This is a genomic window from Thermoproteota archaeon (assembly GCA_003352285.1).
In the GTDB taxonomy this organism is placed as follows: domain Archaea; phylum Thermoproteota; class Nitrososphaeria; order Nitrososphaerales; family Nitrosopumilaceae; genus PXYB01.
Window position 1 is genome coordinate 1 of the sequence record QQVN01000003.1, and the last position, 17,929, is coordinate 17,929.

Sequence of the window (17,929 nt, forward strand, 5' to 3'; positions counted from 1 at the left end):
ACCAGAACCAAAACCAGAACCAAAACCAGAACCAAAACCAGAACCAAAACCAGAACCAAAACCAGAACCAAAACCAGAACCAAAACCAGAACCAAAACCAGAACCAAAACCAGAACCAAAACCAGAATTAGAGAGTGATGATCCCTTCGAAGGAATTGATACTAAGGATATCAACAAGTATGCAGACATGTATGATGAACCTCCCCCTGAGAGTGATGCTCAAGCAAAAGAGCTTTCCTCAAAGATTCGTAAATGGATTGAAGATGGAAGACCAAAACCTGGTGAGGAACCAAAGAAACAAGACGATGCAGATAAATCTAAAAAGAAACGTTCTCTATTTGGTAGATTTAAGAAATGAAATTAAAAACAAAAGATTTTCTCACACTGGATGAATTATCAAGCAAAGAGCTTTCACAAATTATTGATCTTGCAATAAAATTAAAAAAACAAAAAAACAACAAAGCAAAACCACTACAAAACAAAACACTTGCAATGATATTCCAAAAACCTTCCACTCGTACACGAGTAAGCTTTGAGGTAGGAATGTTTCAGTTGGGTGGAAATACGTTGAATCTGTCACCAAATGACATGCAAATTTCTCGGGGTGAATCTGTACAGGATACTGCAAAAACCCTCTCTGCATATGTTGATGCTATAATGGCTCGAGTCTTTGAGGATGACCTACTGGAAGATCTTGCAAAAAATGCCACAGTTCCAGTGATTAATGGATTATCAAACTCATTTCATCCATGTCAGATATTGGCTGATCTTATGACAATCAAAGAAAAGAAAAAGAAACTTTCTGGATTAAAGATTGCTTGGATTGGAGATGGCAATAACGTATGCAATTCACTCCTTTATGGATGTGCGCTAAGTGGAATTAACATCTCTGTTGCAACACCAAAAGAGTTCCAACCTGATTCTGCAGTGGTAAAAAAATCAAAAAGTAAAACTCAAGTTGAATTAACAACTAATCCTGATGATGCTGTGATTAATGCAGATGTAGTAATGACTGATACCTTTACTTCAATTCATAATTTAGATAAAAAACGCGTTAAAAAATTCCTACCAAAATATCAGGTCAATTCTTCCTTGATGAAAAAAGCAAAGAAGGATGCAATCTTTATGCATTGCCTGCCAGCAAAGCGAGGCGTAGAAGTTACCGAATCAGTAATTGATGGTCCTCAATCAGTTGTTTGGCAAGAAGCAGAAAATCGTCTGCATTCTCAAAAAGCACTTTTAATTTCTTTGATAAAATAATTAGTTTGTATGTTCTAAAATTTTAATAAAATCAGAATAATCTTTTTGTTCTCTGAGATCACCCAGGTAATCATTTATTTTTTCAAGAATTTGTTTGTGTGCATTTCCGTAAATGTCCTGAATTATTCTTTTGAAATATTCTGGATTCTCTAAACAATCCGTAAAATAAATCCCATATTCTGACTCCAATCTGTTTTCAACTTCTTTATACTCTGCTTTTCCAAATTCATTTAACGTTCTTTCAATAATGACTGCTACGAGGGCTCTTTTTACGGTGTGGTTTTCCATATATCAAATTATTATGTAACTGCTTTAAACATATCTCACATTTTAATAATGTAGAATCGTATTACAAGCCGATTGCAAAAAACTAATCTTGAAACTTTTCAATCTCAGTGGTTACTAGCTGCATTACTTGCACTACTTGTATCGATAAACACGATTGCAAATTTTCTTGACATGTACACTGCCATACTTGTTGGAAACATTGTTTATGTTCCAGTAGTATTACTTCTAGTCACAGTTAGTGCATTTACTCTGATAAAATTAGGCCATGATGGAATGCATGGAATAGCATGGATCTCTTTACTTATTGCATCATTATTATGGCTAGTTGCTGAAGTAGTGTGGATTTTTTACGAGCTTGTATTACAGGTTGATCCTTTTCCATCTCTAGCTGATGTGTTCTATTCACTTGGATACCCATTTCTTTTTGTGTTTATGTTGGCATACATCTCGCCAGTCCGAAAAGGAATCACAAAACGTTCTTTGTCAATTGCAATCTCTATTTCAGCAGTAATCCTGTTCTTTGGGTTATACCAAACAATTGACTCTTCAATTTACCTAAACTCTCTTGATACATTTTATGCAATTCTGTATCCAATCTTGGATTCGATTCTGATAGTTCCTGCGATCTTGGGCATCTCTCTGTTCTTCTCTGGTAGGGTCAATTTCATGTGGACAATGGTATGCTTTGGGATTTTGTCTCTGTTTATTGCTGATACAATCTTCATGTATTCGCAGATGGATGACACATACTATACGGGACACCCAATTGAGATTTTATTTTATTTTAGCTACGTTTTGATTGCGTTTGGAGTGTATGATCAAGTGCGAATTTTTGGTCAAAAAAATAAAATCCAAAGATAGAGTTACAATCTTGCCTTGATCCGTGAAAAAACATCGCACACGATAAAAACCTACGAAGCCGTATCACTTTACGTTTATAAGAGCAGATTCAAGTTTTTGCCTTATAGATGGCCTATTCGCAAATATTGAGAAGACTACGGGAAGAGAAGACTAACTACCGAAAGCGTAAAACCATGTTGATGGGAAAGCGTCCTTTCATCACTGTTCAGATTACTAATGAGAATACCCAAGTCCAAATTCACACGCCAGAGATGACTGGTGATAAGGTCATTGCATCAGCACATTCACATTATCTATTAAAAAAAGGCTGGAAAGGCTCACGCAAAAACATTCCAGCAGCATATCTAACTGGATATCTTGCAGGAAAAAAAGCAGTAGGAAAAGGTTCCAAGTCTGCAATACTTTACACCGGTACTAGACGTTATACTCAAAGAATGGCAGCAGTACTCAAAGGAGTAGTTGATGCTGGTTTGGAAATCCCAGCTGATCCTGAATCATTTCCACCAGAGGAGAGAATCACAGGACAACACCTTACTGTAAAAAATGACGTTAATCAATTCAAATCACAAATAGATTCTGAGGTAAAATAAGATGAGTCAAATTCAAGAGAAAAAAGATTCAGACCGCGGTGAACGTAGAAGACGTCCACGAGAAGAAGAAGAGGTTTGGGTACCAAAGACCATACTTGGACAAAAAGTTGCATCAGGACAAATCACTTCACTAGAAGAAATAATTGAAAGCGGTGATAGAATTCAAGAAGCTGGTATTATCAAAAAATTACTTCCAGATTTGAAAACCGAAGTCGTAGATGTTGGAATTATTCAAAAGATGACATCAAACGGCCAATCAACAAGATTCAAAGCAATTGTTGCAGCAGGAAACGGAAACGGTTGGCTAGGTGTTGGTCAAGGAAAATCAAAACAGATGAGAATTGCAATTGAAAAAGCAAACAACCAAGCATATCTTAATGTCAGTCCAATCAAATTGGGATGTGGTAGTTGGGAATGCAGATGTGATCAAAAACATTCTGTTCCATTCAAAGTAAGAGGAAAAGGTGGAAGTGTTACAATTGAAATTTTACCTGCACCACGTGGACTAGGTCTTGTTGCAGGTGGTAAAATTAAACGACTATTAGAATTGGCAGGACTCAAAGATGCATGGACCACAGCATATGGTTCCACTACAACAATGAACTCCACTTCTAAAGCACTACTTGAATGTCTAAGACAAACATTCAGTCACGGATGATGAGAAATGGCAAAAGCATATCTTGTTGTTAGAATCAAAGGTCAAGTCGATGTTCCATATTGGGCAGAGCACACACTCAAACTACTCAAATTAGAAAAGAGATACCGCGCTACTATCATTCCAGCTAAAGAAAATACCTTGGGTATGTTAAACAAAGTAAAGCATTATGTTTCTTGGCAAGAAGTTGATACAGGCTTAGCTAAGGAGTTGCTAGACAAAAAAGCTAGAAAGTCCGGCTACAAAAAGATAACATCTGAGGACTTGGGAGAGATTGGCTTCAAATCAATTGATGAGCTTGCAACATCTTTGGCTGAAGGCAAGACATCATTAACTAAACTAAAACCCCTAAAACCTTGGTTTGCCTTGGCACCACCAAGACATGGATTTAAGAAAAGTACAAAGCGCATGTCTGGCCAAAAAGGAGTTTTGGGACAAAACAACGAACTTGCTACAATTGTGAGGAATATGATGTAACATGGCTACTCGCTTACGAAAGACTAGAAAATTTAGAGGCTCTAGAAACCACGGTTGGGGTCAAGTCGGACAACACCGTGCAAGTGGACACAAAGGAGGACTAGGTGTCTCAGGACAACTCAAACATCATTACAGCGGAATGCTCAAGACAGACCCAGATCACTTTGGTCATGATTCTACTGTTCCACCTCACCCAACTATAACAAGAAAATGGGCTAGCGTCCGTGATCTCGATGATCTATTTACAAGATATGGAAAACAAGAAGGGGAGAAAAAAGTAATAGATCTACAAGGAAATGGATTTGACAAGCTACTAGGCGGAGGTAAGATTACATCTGCTTACACTGTCAAGATAAATCGTTTTACTGCATCTGCTGAAGAGAAAGTCAAACAAGCAGGAGGCGAGGTGTTAGCAGATAATGGCTGAGGGTTCAGCTACTGCGTTTATACGAAAAATGGTAATGGTTGCAGAACCGTATCTGCCCCAAGTACCAAAACCAAAAAAGAAACTACCTTTACCAACAAGACTCCTTTGGTGTGGTCTTGCACTTTTAATTTACATGATAATGGGACAAACCCCATTGTTTGGAGCAACGACTCCAGAATTTGATTTTCTTGCATTTGCAAGAGTTATTTTTGCATCCCAACAGGGAACATTAGTTGAGCTTGGAATAGGGCCGATAGTCACAGCCGGACTATTGATGCAGCTCTTGAGGGGTTCTGAAATTCTCAAATTTGATTTCAAAAAGCCTGAAGAACGTGGTGTATTTCAGACTGCAACAAAGATTGTAACATACATTGTAATCGTCGTAGAGTCTGCGGTATATGGAATGGCCGTATATGGCCCAGGAATTTCTGATCCTAGTGTACTGTATATTATAGTAGGACAACTGATGGCTGCGTCAGTAATCATCATGTTTCTTGATGAGCTGATTCAAAAGGGATGGGGTCTTGGTAGTGGAATTAGTCTATTCATTATGGCAGGTGTTGCTCAACAAATTCTATGGAGCCTCTTTAGCCCATTGCCTGCTGGTGATGGAGGAACGGTAGGAATTCTTCCATACATTGGACAATCAATAATGTTTGGTGACTTGTCAAACGTATTTTTCCGGTCAAATCAGCTTCCTAGCATATTTGGAATACTCTTGACGGCAGCGGTGCTGTTAATCCTTGTATACACACAGGGCATGAAGGTAGAGATTCCAATCGTGTCTACAAAGTACAGGGGATTCTCAGCAGTGTACCCAATCAAACTAATGTACGTATCAAACATTCCTGTAATTTTAGCATCTGCACTTACAGCAAACGCGGTCTTTATTGGTCAGATGTTTTGGGCCAACTTTAATCCGCGGAATAATAATTTCTTTATGAATATTTTAGCGCAATTTGATCCTACCAGTCCGTCTACTCCAATCGGAGGAATACTATACTATGTTACACCACCAAGAGGACTAGATGTTGCAGCACTTGATCCTATGAGAGCCGTAGGCTATGTCTTGTTTATGATTGGAATTGTTGTAGTATTTGGAAGATTATGGGTAGAGCTTGGTGGTCTGTCTCCAAAGAGTGCTGCTCAAAACTTGCTAGATGCAGATGTACAGGTACCTGGATTTAGAAGATCAAATAAACCCGTTGAGGCACTACTTAATCGATACATTCCTTCTGTAACAATTATTGGTTCAATGATACTTGGAGCATTGGCTGGAATCTCTGATGTTCTTGGCGTATTTGGTTCTGGAATTGGAATCTTACTGATGGTAGATATTCTGATCAACTACTATAATCAACTTGTAAAGGAACAGGTCGAAGTTGTAATGCCACGGCTTGGTGCGTTGCTTGGTAGAAAGTAAAAAAGTCGTAATGGTTGGCATTCCTGGTGTCGGCAAGACTACTTTGGTATCAAAGATAGTAGAAATTCTTAATGGAAAAAACAAGAGCGTCAAAGTTGTTAGCTTTGGAACTGTTATGCTAGAAGAAGCCAAGAAGAATGGATGCAAAGACAGAGATGATTTGAGAAAACTAACTACTGAAGAACAACAAAAACTCCAAAGAATTGCTGGCGAAAAGATTGCAGCAATGCATGAAGATTTGGTCATTATTGATACTCATGCGTTTATTGTCACTCCAGCTGGATTTTATCCCGGACTGCCTGATTATGTGATGAAGATTATCAAGCCATCAAATTTTATCACAGTATCAGCAAGACCTGAGGAAATTTACAACAGAAGAATGAAGGATGATACCAGAAATCGGGATATAATTTCAATTGATGCAATTAAAAAGGAACTTTCTGTGCAGGAATCCATGGTATCTGCATGTAGTGTTTTATCTGGCTCACCGATGATGACCGTGTTAAACCGTGAGGGAAAGATTGAAGAAGCTGCTGAAACCGTAATTAATGCAATAGGTCTGTAAAAATGGAATTTAACATACTGCTATTTCTTGAATCAATCTTTCTACAAGGTGATCTCTTTGGAATTCATCAGGGCCCATTAGGCAGCGCAGATCCAATTGTAAAAGGAATAATCCCATCAATGTTTGGAATTTTGGGATTTGCATTATTGCTTAATCTCTTTAATGCTGGAGTACGCAAAAAATTGGTAGACCAAGTAAAACTAAAACGAATCATGAAAGAGACACGTGCTTGGCAAAAAGAACGAATGGCTGCATTTAGGGCAAAAGATACTGCAAAACAAGCAGAGCTTAACAAAAAATCTGCATACATGAACAAGATGAACATGGAGATGATGCAGATGAACATGCGACCAATGATGATTACATTTGTCCCATTAATTTTGATATTTTACTTTGTATTGCCTCCATTATTCTCCTACACTGTTGCACTATCGCCAATTCCACTCAATGTGATTCCAGGTGACTTTTTCCAACTAACATGCACTGCAGCTCAAGCAGTTGACTCTGAACATGTATGTCCTAAAGAAAACGCGATTTACTTTTGGGCTTGGTACTTTTTGTCATCTATTGCGTTTAGTGGCATAATCATGAAAGTTACTAAAACATCGATGGGTCTCGATTGACCAAATCTGTTATCATCTCTGGTCCTCCAGCAGTTGGTAAAACTACAGTTGCTTTAGCCCTTTCACAAGAGTTTGATCTGAAATATCTTAGCGGTGGTGATGTTCTAAAGGAGATTGCAAAGGAGCAAGGATTTGTTGCAGATGGTGATGATTGGTGGGACAGGCCAGAAGGAATGAAGTTCCTATCACAAAGGGAACAAAACTATGATTTTGATAAAAAAGTAGATGAGCGCTTAAAGAAACTATTCTATGAAGGCGGTAAGGTGATAACAAGCTATACTCTGCCTTGGCTTGTTGATGATGGAATCAAAATCTGGCTTGCAGGTTCTCATGAGAACAGTGCAAAAAGAATGCAAAACAGAGACAACATGGAAAGAAAGGAGGCTTTTGAAGTGACTCGGAAAAGATACGATAAAAACAAAATTCTCTACAAAAAACTATATGATTTTGACTTTGGTTCTGATACCTCGGTATTTGATACTGTGATTAACACTGATAATCTAAATGCGCAACAAGTAATAGAGATTGCAAAATCAACTGTACGTGAGTTACTATGACACTAAAACAACTAGAAAATTTACTAGAGATTGATCAAGACCTAACTGATAATGAATACGGTACATACTATGACAAGCGTTCAATAGAGCAGTTACTCAATTATGGACTGATACTCTTAGACAAACCACCAGGTCCCACTAGTCACGAAACAGTCGCATGGACTAAAAGAATTCTAAAGATTCCAAAGATTGGGCATAGTGGAACACTAGACCCTATGGTGTCCGGAGTATTGCCACTTGGATTAGGTGAGGCAACAAAAGCACTGGGTGTTTTGTTGTTTGGACCAAAGGAGTATCATGCATTGGGACGACTCCACTCGTTACCATCAAAGGACAAGCTAAATGATATTCTATCAATGTTTAGGGGAGAAATTTTTCAAAAACCTCCACAACGTTCATCTGTATTGAGAAGAACAAGAACAAGGCACATCTATGAGCTAGACTTGCTTGAGCAAAAAGAGAGATTAATTCTAGTACGTGTACTGTGCGAGGCTGGAACTTATATTCGAAAATTATTTTACGACATTGGAGAAATTTTAGGTCCAGGCGCATCAATGATTGAGCTTCGAAGAACTAGAGTTGATCAGTTTACAGAAGAATCAGGATTGATTACACTACATGAGCTTGCTAACGCATTTGCATTATGGGAAGAAAAAAAGGATGATTCAAAGCTAATCAAGATGATCAGGCCAATTGAGGATGCACTAAGTGAAATTAAATCAGTAGTTATTCGTGATTCCGCAGTTGATGCACTGTGTCATGGAGCACAACTTGCAATTCCTGGAATCTTGCAGGTATCCCCTGATCTAAAAAAGGGTGACTTTGTTGGGGTGTATACACTCAAAGGAGAAGCAGTTGCCTTGGCTGAATCATTATACAGTGCACACGAAATCAAAGATGGAACAAAGGGATATGCGTTTCAGACAAAACGAATCATTATGGCTCCAGGTACGTATCCAAAGAGATGGCACTCAAAGCCTAACCAACAAATAAAAACTGAATCAGAATAGAATTTTTTACTTGCTTCCAAAAGGACTAGTCATTGCAACAAGTGTAGGAGTCTTTGCTGCAGTAGTATTTGGCTTATTCTTTGCAGAATTAAAAAATGAAAATCAACTAGTCTTTGTTGATGGTCCTTCATTGTCAATAGTAACAGAAAAGACTGATTTTAAAAAAGGCGAAGACATTAAGATTAGGATTGTAAATTCTGGCACTGTGCCAATTACATTTTCTGATGCATCATATGGATTAAAAATCACACAACTAGATACCATTGAACTGTACTCTCCAACTGCTGCACAAGTGGTATCTACATTAGAACCCAAAGACGAGGTGACCATCACTTGGGATCAGATAAAAAACGATGGAGATGCAGCACTTGAGGGCTTGTACAAAATTATATCAGAAGGCAGAGATTCCGAACAAAACAAAATTTCAAAATCAATAACTGTTCATATCCACAAATAGTGCAAATCAAATCCTTGCCAACCTATTATATAATGAAATAATCTGTCTCAATGACAGTGCCGGGGTCGCCTAGCCTGGTAGGGCGCGCGCCTGGAAATTGATAACCATAAAGCGCGTTCTCGCAAGGGAACGGGAGTTCAAATCTCCCTCCCGGCGCCATTTTCAAAATCAATTAATTGCTTGTAAGTTACTCTCATACCATTGGAAAAATTTGATGTTGCTATTATCGGAGGAGGCATACTTGGCACTGCAATATCCTACTGGATTTCATTACTTTATGACATCAGAGTTTGCGTTATTGAAAAGGAGAAAAATGTTGCAAGACATACTAGCAGCAGAAATACCGGCGTTGTCCATTCTCCGTTTTATCTTGATCCTGTAAAGCGAAAAAAATCTGCACTAACATCACTGATATCTCATGATTTGTGGGCTACCATGGCAAAGAAAAAAGATCTCCCATGGCATGAAGTCGGAACAATTGAAGTTGCGTTAAATGAATCCCAACACCACACTCTTGAGAAATATCTCAAATGGTCTGCAAAAAACGGAATACCTGAAGAGCAGACTCAACTTTTAGATGATAAAGAACTAGAGAAAAAAGAACCAAACCTCAGGGCCTATTCTGGATTATACTGCTCAAGGGATGTTTCCACTGATTATGGCTTGTTTACAAAGGAGCTCAAAAAGGAATCAGAAAAAAATGGAACACAGTTTCTTTTTGGTAAAAAACTCGAGTCAGTAACAGTCGGAAATGATTCCATTCTTACATTTTCAGATGCAACAACTCTTGATGCTACATTGACAATTAACTGTGCTGGGGGAAATTCACTTGATATTGCAAAAAAGTTTGGCCTAGCAACAGAATATGATGATCTGCATTTTCGAGGAGAATACTGGATTGCTGATTCAAACTATTCTAATCTTGTTCAGACAAATATCTACACTGTAGCTAGATTTTCTGAATTTCCTTTCTTGGATCCGCACTGGATAAAGCGCTCAAATGGAACAACTGAGATTGGACCAAACGCAGTTCCTGTTGCAACACCTGAGACATACCTTGGGTATACAGGTGATATCGGAGAGACAATTGACAAAGTAAAAGAGATCATCTCGGGAAATGTCAAAAAATTATTGTTAAATCCTGACTTTTTGACTCTTATATCAAAGGAGTTTTTGAGCTCTATCTCAAAGACTGCTATGGTGCATCGAGTTCAGGAGTTTATTCCAAAAGTAAAACCAGAATACTTTACAGAACATGGCACTGCAGGTATTCGAACACCAATTATTTCTGAGAAAGGAGAATTTGAAAAGGATATCTTGGAACTTTATGGAAAGAATTCTTTTCATATTGTAAATTATAATTCCCCAGGTGCTACTGGCGCTCCTGCATATTCAGCCCTTGTTGTAAAGCAATTACAGGAAAAAGGACTATTGAAGAGCTCTACAAAACAAAAGAGCTCCTTTTGGAGATTTGAGGACATTATCAACCAAGCTTAATATCATATAAAATCAGAAATGGTATCATGTTTCCTGACAAGTGCTCCATAAAGGAAGAGGGACGAAACTGTCTAAATCCCCCAGAGTTTGTCATATCTGTATTGGTTGAAGATGGGGAATACATGGTCGGAGTCACATGCAACAGGCACAAAGGCGCAGTGTCTGGAAAAATTCAGATATTACAAAATGAAGGAAAGATTCCGAAAGGAACAATTAATTTTTCAGAGCTAAAACCAGTTGGTACTGACTGTATCAAGGGCAATGCTGATGATTTGATTCAGCTGTAATTTTGAAAATTTCATGTGTAAAAAATACACAAACAATTCTTCGCTATCTTTTACTTTACAATTATTCTATGATATAGTGGCAGGGAAGTTGTATTTTTGGCAACTTGTCTGGTCCTATCTAATAAGGTTAGGTGGTTTTGCCTTTATGGCAACTCTACCTTCTTATTGTTTTTCAAATCTAAGCAAAATCTAAGCAAAAACTAAGAAATTTCTTAGATCTTCAACTTCCAATTTTGGGATCGAATTTTAAATAGTGTATAATTTTACCTTTCATATTGATATCTGGTAAGGGATTACTTTTTACATTAATCTTTAGTGTTGTCTTATTTGGATTTTCATCTTCTCAAGTAGCATATGGTGATTCAGTTACCATCATAGATTCTTCTACCTGTCTTCAACTTGATTCAGGTTCAATCCAATGGTTACCTACACAACAAGCATGTGTAATTAATACATCGTACACATTACCTGGTCCGAAATTTAAAGGTGGAATTATTGATGAAATTACTGTTCCATCTGGAGTAACATTAAGAATTTCTAACGGAGCCACTTTTACTACCTCTGGAGGTACAATTCATAATAATGGAATTTTTGAGAACCTTGGAACCACAACAATTGGTTCTACATTTAACAACAACTGTGGTGCTGAAATAATCTCTTCTGGCACCATTACTGCATCTACTCCTGTAACTGAGAATCTATGCATTCCAAATCTAACTGCGCCTGCTGACGCATCAACAGTTACCGAGGGAAAACCTGATTTAATCTGGGATAATCCTACTGAGACTAGAACAATAGAGTACACTCCAAACCTGGAGGATGTTACAAATCCTGGCGTTCCAATTCAACTTGTTTCATTAAGTTTAGTATCTGTTGAACCACTTAACATTCTTCCAGACGGTAACTATGAGTGGTTAGTATCTGCAGATCTTGATCCTGGATATGCACCAGGATATGCTTTTACAACAACTCCTGTTGACTCTACAACATTTTCGTTTGCAGTTAGCATTCCAACATTTACTGCTATAAAGACCGGAGATTGGAATGATCCTACAGTTTGGGATGTCGGTTCTGTTCCTGGCTCTGGTGATACTGCAATTATTCCTAGTCCATTTAATGTTCTAATTACTGGTGGAACAACTATAGGTACATTACAAAATGCTGGCACAGTAACCGTTCAAGGCGTTCAGCTAAACATAGCCAATAACTTACACAACGACGGTCAAATTGATTTACGAAGCGCAACAATTGACTTTGATAATGATGCAACGCTAACTACTACTCCATCTGTTGGAACCAGCAGAATAACTATTCCAACTGGTTTCTCCTCATCGATAATTCTCAGTGGAGATACGCAACCATTGGTACACCCGGCTGATCACACAATTAGAAATGCTGGCACCCTGCAGCTAATGTCTGGCACTGGCAGCTTCCAAAACGATGGAAGTATTCTAGTTAGACAAGGCGGTACTCTAATAATCAATCCAGGTGATGGAACTCCTGGTTCTCCCACATTTACCAACAATGGATTACTCAGGACACAAGATGTAGGCAGTACCATAACTTGGAGTAATGGTGGAAACGAATTATTCTTAGACAATGGAACCTTTGAAATCATAGACGGTGATGTCACCCTAAGTGGTGGTACGTTTCAAAACAGTACCCCATTAATGTCTGGCACTTCACCTACCCTGACAGTAATCGGTGCAATAACATTTCAAGATGTTACAATAAATGAAAATGCAGTTCTTACCGTTCAAGGCGTTCAGCTAAACATAGCCAATAACTTACACAACGACGGTCAAATTGATTTACGAAGCGCAACAATTGACTTTGATAATGATGCAACGCTAACTACTACTCCATCTGTTGGAACCAGCAGAATAACTATTCCAACTGGTTTCTCCTCATCGATAATTCTCAGTGGAGATACGCAACCATTGGTACACCCGGCTGATCACACAATTAGAAATGCTGGCACCCTGCAGCTAACCGGTAATACTGGTAGCTTCCAAAACGATGGAAGTATTCTAGTTAGACAAGGCGGTACTCTGTTGATTGATTCTGGTTCTGGCTCCTCTGGTGATGATCGATTTGATAATACAGGGATAATCGATATTGATTCTACTAGCTCTGTAACATATTCAGGAGCATCTACTGATCCATTTAATAATTTCAACCTAGTTGATATTGATGCTGTCTCTGGTGGTTCATTTACAAATAATGCGTTATTTGTTAATCACTGCGGTGCTATTGTCCTAAACTCTCTTCTGGAAATTACCGGTTCAGGAACTGTTCAGAATAATCCCTGCGCTGCAACAATTACCGATGTATCTCAGTTAGAAGGCGATTCGGGATCTTCTGACTTTATCTTTACAGTTACAATAAACGATACCTCTATAATTCCAATAGACATTCTATTTGAAACTGCTGATGATTCAGCAACAGTAGCAAACAATGACTATGCCTCTAACTCTGGAACAATCACAATAAATCCTGGTGAGACGACTGCAACAATTCCAGTTACAGTAAACGGTGATACAGACGTTGAACCAGATGAATCCTTCTTTGTTAATTTGCTAAATCTTGATAATCCAGCACAAAATCTTGCATTTGCAGATACACAAGGAGTCGGAACAATACAAAATGATGATATACCAACATCTGATCTTGAAATAATCAAAACAGTTGATACTCCAACTGCATTTGTTGGTGACACTGTAACATTTACTCTACAATTACAAAATCTCATTGGACCAAATGACGCTACTGGAATAATAGTAACTGATCTTCTTCCACCCGAATTGACATTTGTTTCCGCAGTACCAACTGAAGGCACTTACAATGAAATCACAGGAGTATGGTCTGGCATTGACTTGACATTTGGTGAAGGACAACAGCTAGAAATCACTGCGACTGTAAACTCTGCCGGTTCTATAACCAACACTGCAACTATCACTGCATCTGACTCATTTGATCCTGATACTGCAAATGACTCTGATTCTGCAACAGTGACTGCAACAGTGCAAACTGCAGACCTTGAACTATTCAAATCCGTAGATAATCTGACACCATTTGTTGATGAGAATATCGTATTTACACTACAAATTATCAACAATGGACCGGATGCTACTACTGGAGTAGTAGTGACTGATCTTCTTCCACCCGAATTGACATTTGTCTCTGCTGTACCAACTGAAGGCACTTACGATGAAATCACTGGAGTATGGAGTGGTCTTGATTTATCAAACTCTGAAGGCCAAAATCTTGTAATCACTGCGACTGTAAACTCTGCCGGCTCTATTACAAACTATGCTCAGGTAACAGCTTCCGATGAAAATGATTCTGATTCTACTCCAAACAATGGAACTCCGCCAATTGTAAATGAAGACGATGAAGCCATAGTGACCTTTACATCTACAGTAAAGACGGCAGATCTTGAAATAATAAAATCCGTTGATAACTCTACACCACTAATTGGTGACACTGTAACATTTACTCTACAATTACAAAATCTCATTGGACCAAATGACGCTACTGGAATAATAGTAACTGATCTTCTTCCACCCGAATTGACATTTGTTTCCGCAGTACCAACTGAAGGCACTTACAATGAAATCACAGGAGTATGGTCTGGCATTGACTTGACATTTGGTGAAGGACAACAGCTAGAAATCACTGCGACTGTAAACTCTGCCGGTTCTATAACCAACACTGCAACTATCACTGCATCTGACTCATTTGATCCTGATGCTGGTAATGATGTAAGCTCTGAATTACTTTCCGTAAACTTCCCACCAACAGCAGTTGATGACTCTAATGCAACCGATGAGGATACAATTCTTAACGTTGCAGCACCGGGAGTGCTAACAAATGACTCTGATGTTGAAGGACCACTGACAGTTATCTCCTTTGATGGCGTATCTGCTGAAGGCGCTATCATTAATGTTAATCCAGATGGTTCATTTTCATATGATCCAACTTTAGCTCCTGCAATACAGTCACTAAATAATGGAGATCAGGTAATTGATACTTTCACTTACACAGTAGAAGATAACGGATTACCTATATTGACTAACACTGCAACAGTCTCCATCACAGTTGATGGTATTACTGATGATACAACTGCGGCCATAATAGACCCAATTCACATAGAATCTGACAATGCATTTGACACTTCACTTGCAAAAACTGGTGACACTATAACTCTCAGCTTTACATCAAATGAACAAATTCTAACACCTACAGTTACAATCTCTGGATCACCGGCTGCAACTGCAGGTGATGGAGTCTCTTTTACTGCAAGTAAGGCAGTATCTGGAACTGATGTTGACGGTGTAGTTCCGTTTGTTATCTCCGACATTGTAGACCTTGCAGGCAATACCTCACCAGATGTCTCTCTGACAACTGACGGTTCACAAGTAACTATAGATAATACGCCACCTGTCTTGACACTTCCTGCAGATGTGACAGTTAACACAGATGCCGGTCTAGCAACTGCAACATTTGCTTACACAGTGACTAGTAATGAACCTGCAACAATTACACAATTAAATGGTCTTGCATCTCCAGGTCCTTTCCCAATAGGGCTTACAACTAATACTTTCCAAGCTACTGATGCTGCAGGAAATGTTGGCTCCGCTGACTCCTTCACTGTAACTGTAATTGATAATGAGCCCCCAATCATTACTGCTCCTGCTAGTGTCACGTTAAACACCGATGCTGGAGGAGCATTTGCAACCTTCTTACTTCCTGATGCAACAGCTACTGATAATTCAGGTGATGTCCCAACAATTGTAGATAACAGACCTGTGGATAATCAATATCCTATTGGTTCTACAACAGTAACATTCACAGCAACTGATTCAAGCGGAAATACCTCTCAAGCAACAACCACCGTTACAGTTGTTGATGACGAACCTCCAGTCATTATTGTACCCTCTGACATCACTGTCAATGTTGATCCAGGCCAATCAAGTGCGGTAGTAACATACAGTGTAACGGCTACTGATAATTCTGGTATATCTCCAACAATAACACAAACTGCGGGTCTCCCATCAGGTGCGCCGTTCCCACTAGGAACAACAACTAACTCATTTGATGCAACGGATAATTCAGGAAATACTGCATCAGCGTCTTTCACTGTAACTGTAATTGATAATGAAGAACCAATCATTACAACTTTGATATCTGATAGAACCGAGGAAGTATCTGGACCAGGTGGTGCAACTACAACCTTTGAGGCCCCAACTGCAACTGATCCACAAGATGGAACAATTCCTGTAACATGTGATGCAACATCTGAAGTTACTTTATTCCCATATTTGCCACCAACACCAACAACCACATTGGTAACATGTACGGCTGAAGACAATGCTGGAAACCAAGCAACTACCAGCTTTAATGTAATTGTTCAAGACACTACAGCACCATTCCTTATAGTTCCAGCAGATATTGTAGTTGAAACAACTGATCCTGCAGGAGTTCCAGTTACATTTACTCCAACTGCAACTGATCTCTTTGATGGAGCAGTTACTCCAGTTTGTTCTCCTGCATCAGGTGATACCTTCACAGTAGGAGTGACAACTGTAGATTGTTCTGCAACAGACAGCACTGGCAATGTTGATAATGATTCATTCCTAGTAACCGTGACACTTGCAAACCTAGCACCTACTGCAAATGATGATTACTTTACAGTAGATCAAGATAGCATTGCAAACCTCCTGGATGTAATAGCAAATGATGATGATGAAAACATTCCAGGACTAACGATTACTACAGTTGGACCAACTGACAATGGTGGAATTGTTAGTAATTCGGGAGCTTCATTAGCGTATTCACCATCATCCGGATTCTTTGGAACTGAAACGTTCACCTATGCTATTCAGGATGATGGAGGACTAGAAGATACTGCAACTGTTACAATTACGGTTCAGTCAATTGATACTGATGGCGATGGTCTAACTGATGAAGAAGAAATAGCAGCTGGAACCGACCCAACTAACCCAGACAGCGATGGAGATGGACTAAATGACGGTGATGAGGTAAATACTCACAATACAAATCCTTTATCTCCAGACACTGACGGAGATGGGTTATCCGATGGTGATGAAATAAACATACATGCAACAGATCCATTAAACACTGATACTGATAATGATGGCCTTACTGACAATGAAGAAATTAACACACACAGTACAGACCCGCTGAACCCTGACACAGATAGTGGTGGAGTAAATGACGGTGATGAAATTACTAATGGAACAGATCCGCTTAACCCAGCAGATGATGTTGTCACAGAAGTCTCAGTGCAAGACCAAAAATCAAATCTCATTGATGAATTAGAAGATAAAATTAATGACGCAGAATCAAAGAATACTAAAAAGGAATTAGAAAAGGCAATTGAAAGAATCGAAAAGAGTCTAGATGATAAAAATTGGATTGACGAGAATACATTAACCTCAAAACATGGACACAAGGCTATTCACGAGGAAGAAAAGGCAGTAAAGAGTTTGATGAAAGTTACAGATGATAAGAAAGACTCTGAATCACCCGAGTTCCTTTCAATGATTCAAGATATCATCGATACTATTGTAGAGATTGATAGAGGATTTGCACTAAATGCAATTGATGATGCACAGGCATTTGCCGGAGACAAGAAATCAGATAAAGAAATTGAGAAAGCATTAGAAGAATTAGCAAAAGGAGATGAAGATATAGCGGACGAAAAATTCGATAAGGGAATTCATCACTATGAAAAAGCCTGGAAGCATGCCCAAAAAGCCATGAAACATGATGTTGATGAATCTGAAACTGATGATGAATCAGAAGAAGAATCAGATGACGACAAGGACGACAAGAAGGACGATGATGACGACAAGAAGAAAGACAAGAAGGACGATGATGACGACAAGAAGAAAGACAAGAAGGACAAAGACGATTAATCTAACAA

At 38.7% G+C, this 17,929-nt stretch carries 17 protein-coding genes and 1 tRNA gene; 17 read left to right on the top strand and 1 reads right to left on the bottom strand.

What is annotated here, in order from left to right:
* Together DWQ18_01575 and argF are read left to right on the top strand one after the other, a co-directional pair.
* Positions 1-358: signal recognition particle-docking protein FtsY (locus tag DWQ18_01575; GenBank protein ID RDJ33646.1), on the top strand; the 358-nt coding region annotated here is incomplete at its 5' end.
* Positions 355-1,260 (top strand): ornithine carbamoyltransferase, encoded by a 906-nt coding sequence (argF, locus tag DWQ18_01580; GenBank protein RDJ33647.1) that lies wholly within the window; start codon positions 355-357, stop codon positions 1,258-1,260. The genes DWQ18_01575 and argF, both read left to right, overlap by 4 nt.
* Here argF and DWQ18_01585 read toward each other — a convergent pair whose 3' ends face one another.
* On the bottom strand, positions 1,261-1,548 hold the full coding sequence (locus DWQ18_01585; GenBank protein RDJ33648.1) for a hypothetical protein: 288 nt from the start codon (positions 1,546-1,548) through the stop codon (positions 1,261-1,263).
* Between the two features lie 72 nt (positions 1,549-1,620).
* Here DWQ18_01585 and DWQ18_01590 point away from each other — a divergent pair, with 72 nt between their 5' ends.
* The 15 genes from DWQ18_01590 to DWQ18_01660 all read left to right on the top strand — a co-directional run bounded on the left by DWQ18_01590 (position 1,621) and on the right by DWQ18_01660 (position 17,921).
* Positions 1,621-2,409, top strand: a complete 789-nt coding sequence (locus tag DWQ18_01590; protein RDJ33649.1) for a hypothetical protein — start codon at positions 1,621-1,623, stop codon at positions 2,407-2,409.
* A gap of 107 nt (positions 2,410-2,516) precedes the next feature.
* Positions 2,517-2,999 (top strand): 50S ribosomal protein L18, encoded by a 483-nt coding sequence (locus DWQ18_01595; protein RDJ33650.1) that lies wholly within the window; start codon positions 2,517-2,519, stop codon positions 2,997-2,999.
* Between the two features lies 1 nt (position 3,000).
* Positions 3,001-3,657, top strand: coding sequence for a 30S ribosomal protein S5 (locus DWQ18_01600; protein ID RDJ33651.1), 657 nt, complete (start codon positions 3,001-3,003; stop codon positions 3,655-3,657).
* A gap of 6 nt (positions 3,658-3,663) precedes the next feature.
* Positions 3,664-4,131: a 50S ribosomal protein L30 gene (locus DWQ18_01605; GenBank protein RDJ33652.1), complete on the top strand. Its 468-nt coding sequence runs from the start codon at positions 3,664-3,666 to the stop codon at positions 4,129-4,131.
* Position 4,132: 1 nt separating this feature from the next.
* The gene (locus DWQ18_01610; protein ID RDJ33653.1) at positions 4,133-4,558 is read left to right on the top strand and encodes a 50S ribosomal protein L15; all 426 of its coding nucleotides are present in this window, start codon (positions 4,133-4,135) and stop codon (positions 4,556-4,558) included.
* Positions 4,551-5,981, top strand: a complete 1,431-nt coding sequence (gene secY, locus DWQ18_01615; GenBank protein RDJ33654.1) for a preprotein translocase subunit SecY — start codon at positions 4,551-4,553, stop codon at positions 5,979-5,981. Before DWQ18_01610 ends, secY begins: the two co-directional genes overlap by 8 nt.
* The gene (locus DWQ18_01620) at positions 5,968-6,546 is read left to right on the top strand and encodes an adenylate kinase (protein ID RDJ33655.1); all 579 of its coding nucleotides are present in this window, start codon (positions 5,968-5,970) and stop codon (positions 6,544-6,546) included. Before secY ends, DWQ18_01620 begins: the two co-directional genes overlap by 14 nt.
* Positions 6,547-6,548: 2 nt before the next feature.
* Positions 6,549-7,169, top strand: coding sequence for a DUF106 domain-containing protein (locus DWQ18_01625; protein ID RDJ33656.1), 621 nt, complete (start codon positions 6,549-6,551; stop codon positions 7,167-7,169).
* Positions 7,166-7,726, top strand: coding sequence for a cytidylate kinase (locus DWQ18_01630; GenBank protein RDJ33657.1), 561 nt, complete (start codon positions 7,166-7,168; stop codon positions 7,724-7,726). The genes DWQ18_01625 and DWQ18_01630 overlap by 4 nt, the downstream gene beginning before the upstream one ends.
* Positions 7,723-8,736, top strand: coding sequence for an RNA-guided pseudouridylation complex pseudouridine synthase subunit Cbf5 (locus DWQ18_01635; GenBank protein RDJ33658.1), 1,014 nt, complete (start codon positions 7,723-7,725; stop codon positions 8,734-8,736). The genes DWQ18_01630 and DWQ18_01635 overlap by 4 nt, the downstream gene beginning before the upstream one ends.
* A 10-nt stretch (positions 8,737-8,746) precedes the next feature.
* Positions 8,747-9,193 carry a hypothetical protein gene (locus DWQ18_01640; GenBank protein ID RDJ33659.1) on the top strand — a complete coding sequence of 149 codons (447 nt, stop codon included), beginning with the start codon at positions 8,747-8,749 and terminating at the stop codon, positions 9,191-9,193.
* Between the two features lie 58 nt (positions 9,194-9,251).
* Positions 9,252-9,352 (top strand) — tRNA-Ser (locus DWQ18_01645).
* Positions 9,353-9,394: 42 nt separating this feature from the next.
* A complete protein-coding gene (locus DWQ18_01650; GenBank protein RDJ33660.1) occupies positions 9,395-10,690 on the top strand; it encodes an FAD-dependent oxidoreductase in 1,296 nt (431 codons plus the stop codon).
* A gap of 26 nt (positions 10,691-10,716) precedes the next feature.
* On the top strand, positions 10,717-10,977 hold the full coding sequence (locus tag DWQ18_01655) for a hypothetical protein (protein ID RDJ33661.1): 261 nt from the start codon (positions 10,717-10,719) through the stop codon (positions 10,975-10,977).
* Between the two features lie 275 nt (positions 10,978-11,252).
* Positions 11,253-17,921 carry an HYR domain-containing protein gene (locus DWQ18_01660; protein ID RDJ33662.1) on the top strand — a complete coding sequence of 2,223 codons (6,669 nt, stop codon included), beginning with the start codon at positions 11,253-11,255 and terminating at the stop codon, positions 17,919-17,921.
* Positions 17,922-17,929: the final 8 nt, after the last annotated feature.

Bases quoted from the DNA above. Each gene is read 5' to 3' on its own strand.
- argF (RDJ33647.1), top strand. From the start codon at position 355: ATGAAATTAAAAACAAAAGATTTTCTCACACTGGATGAATTATCAAGC.
- DWQ18_01585 (RDJ33648.1), bottom strand. From the start codon at position 1,548: ATGGAAAACCACACCGTAAAAAGAGCCCTCGTAGCAGTCATTATTGAA.
- DWQ18_01595 (RDJ33650.1), top strand. From the start codon at position 2,517: ATGGCCTATTCGCAAATATTGAGAAGACTACGGGAAGAGAAGACTAAC.
- DWQ18_01600 (RDJ33651.1), top strand. From the start codon at position 3,001: ATGAGTCAAATTCAAGAGAAAAAAGATTCAGACCGCGGTGAACGTAGA.
- DWQ18_01605 (RDJ33652.1), top strand. From the start codon at position 3,664: ATGGCAAAAGCATATCTTGTTGTTAGAATCAAAGGTCAAGTCGATGTT.
- DWQ18_01610 (RDJ33653.1), top strand. From the start codon at position 4,133: ATGGCTACTCGCTTACGAAAGACTAGAAAATTTAGAGGCTCTAGAAAC.
- secY (RDJ33654.1), top strand. From the start codon at position 4,551: ATGGCTGAGGGTTCAGCTACTGCGTTTATACGAAAAATGGTAATGGTT.
- DWQ18_01625 (RDJ33656.1), top strand. From the start codon at position 6,549: ATGGAATTTAACATACTGCTATTTCTTGAATCAATCTTTCTACAAGGT.
- DWQ18_01635 (RDJ33658.1), top strand. From the start codon at position 7,723: ATGACACTAAAACAACTAGAAAATTTACTAGAGATTGATCAAGACCTA.
- DWQ18_01655 (RDJ33661.1), top strand. From the start codon at position 10,717: ATGTTTCCTGACAAGTGCTCCATAAAGGAAGAGGGACGAAACTGTCTA.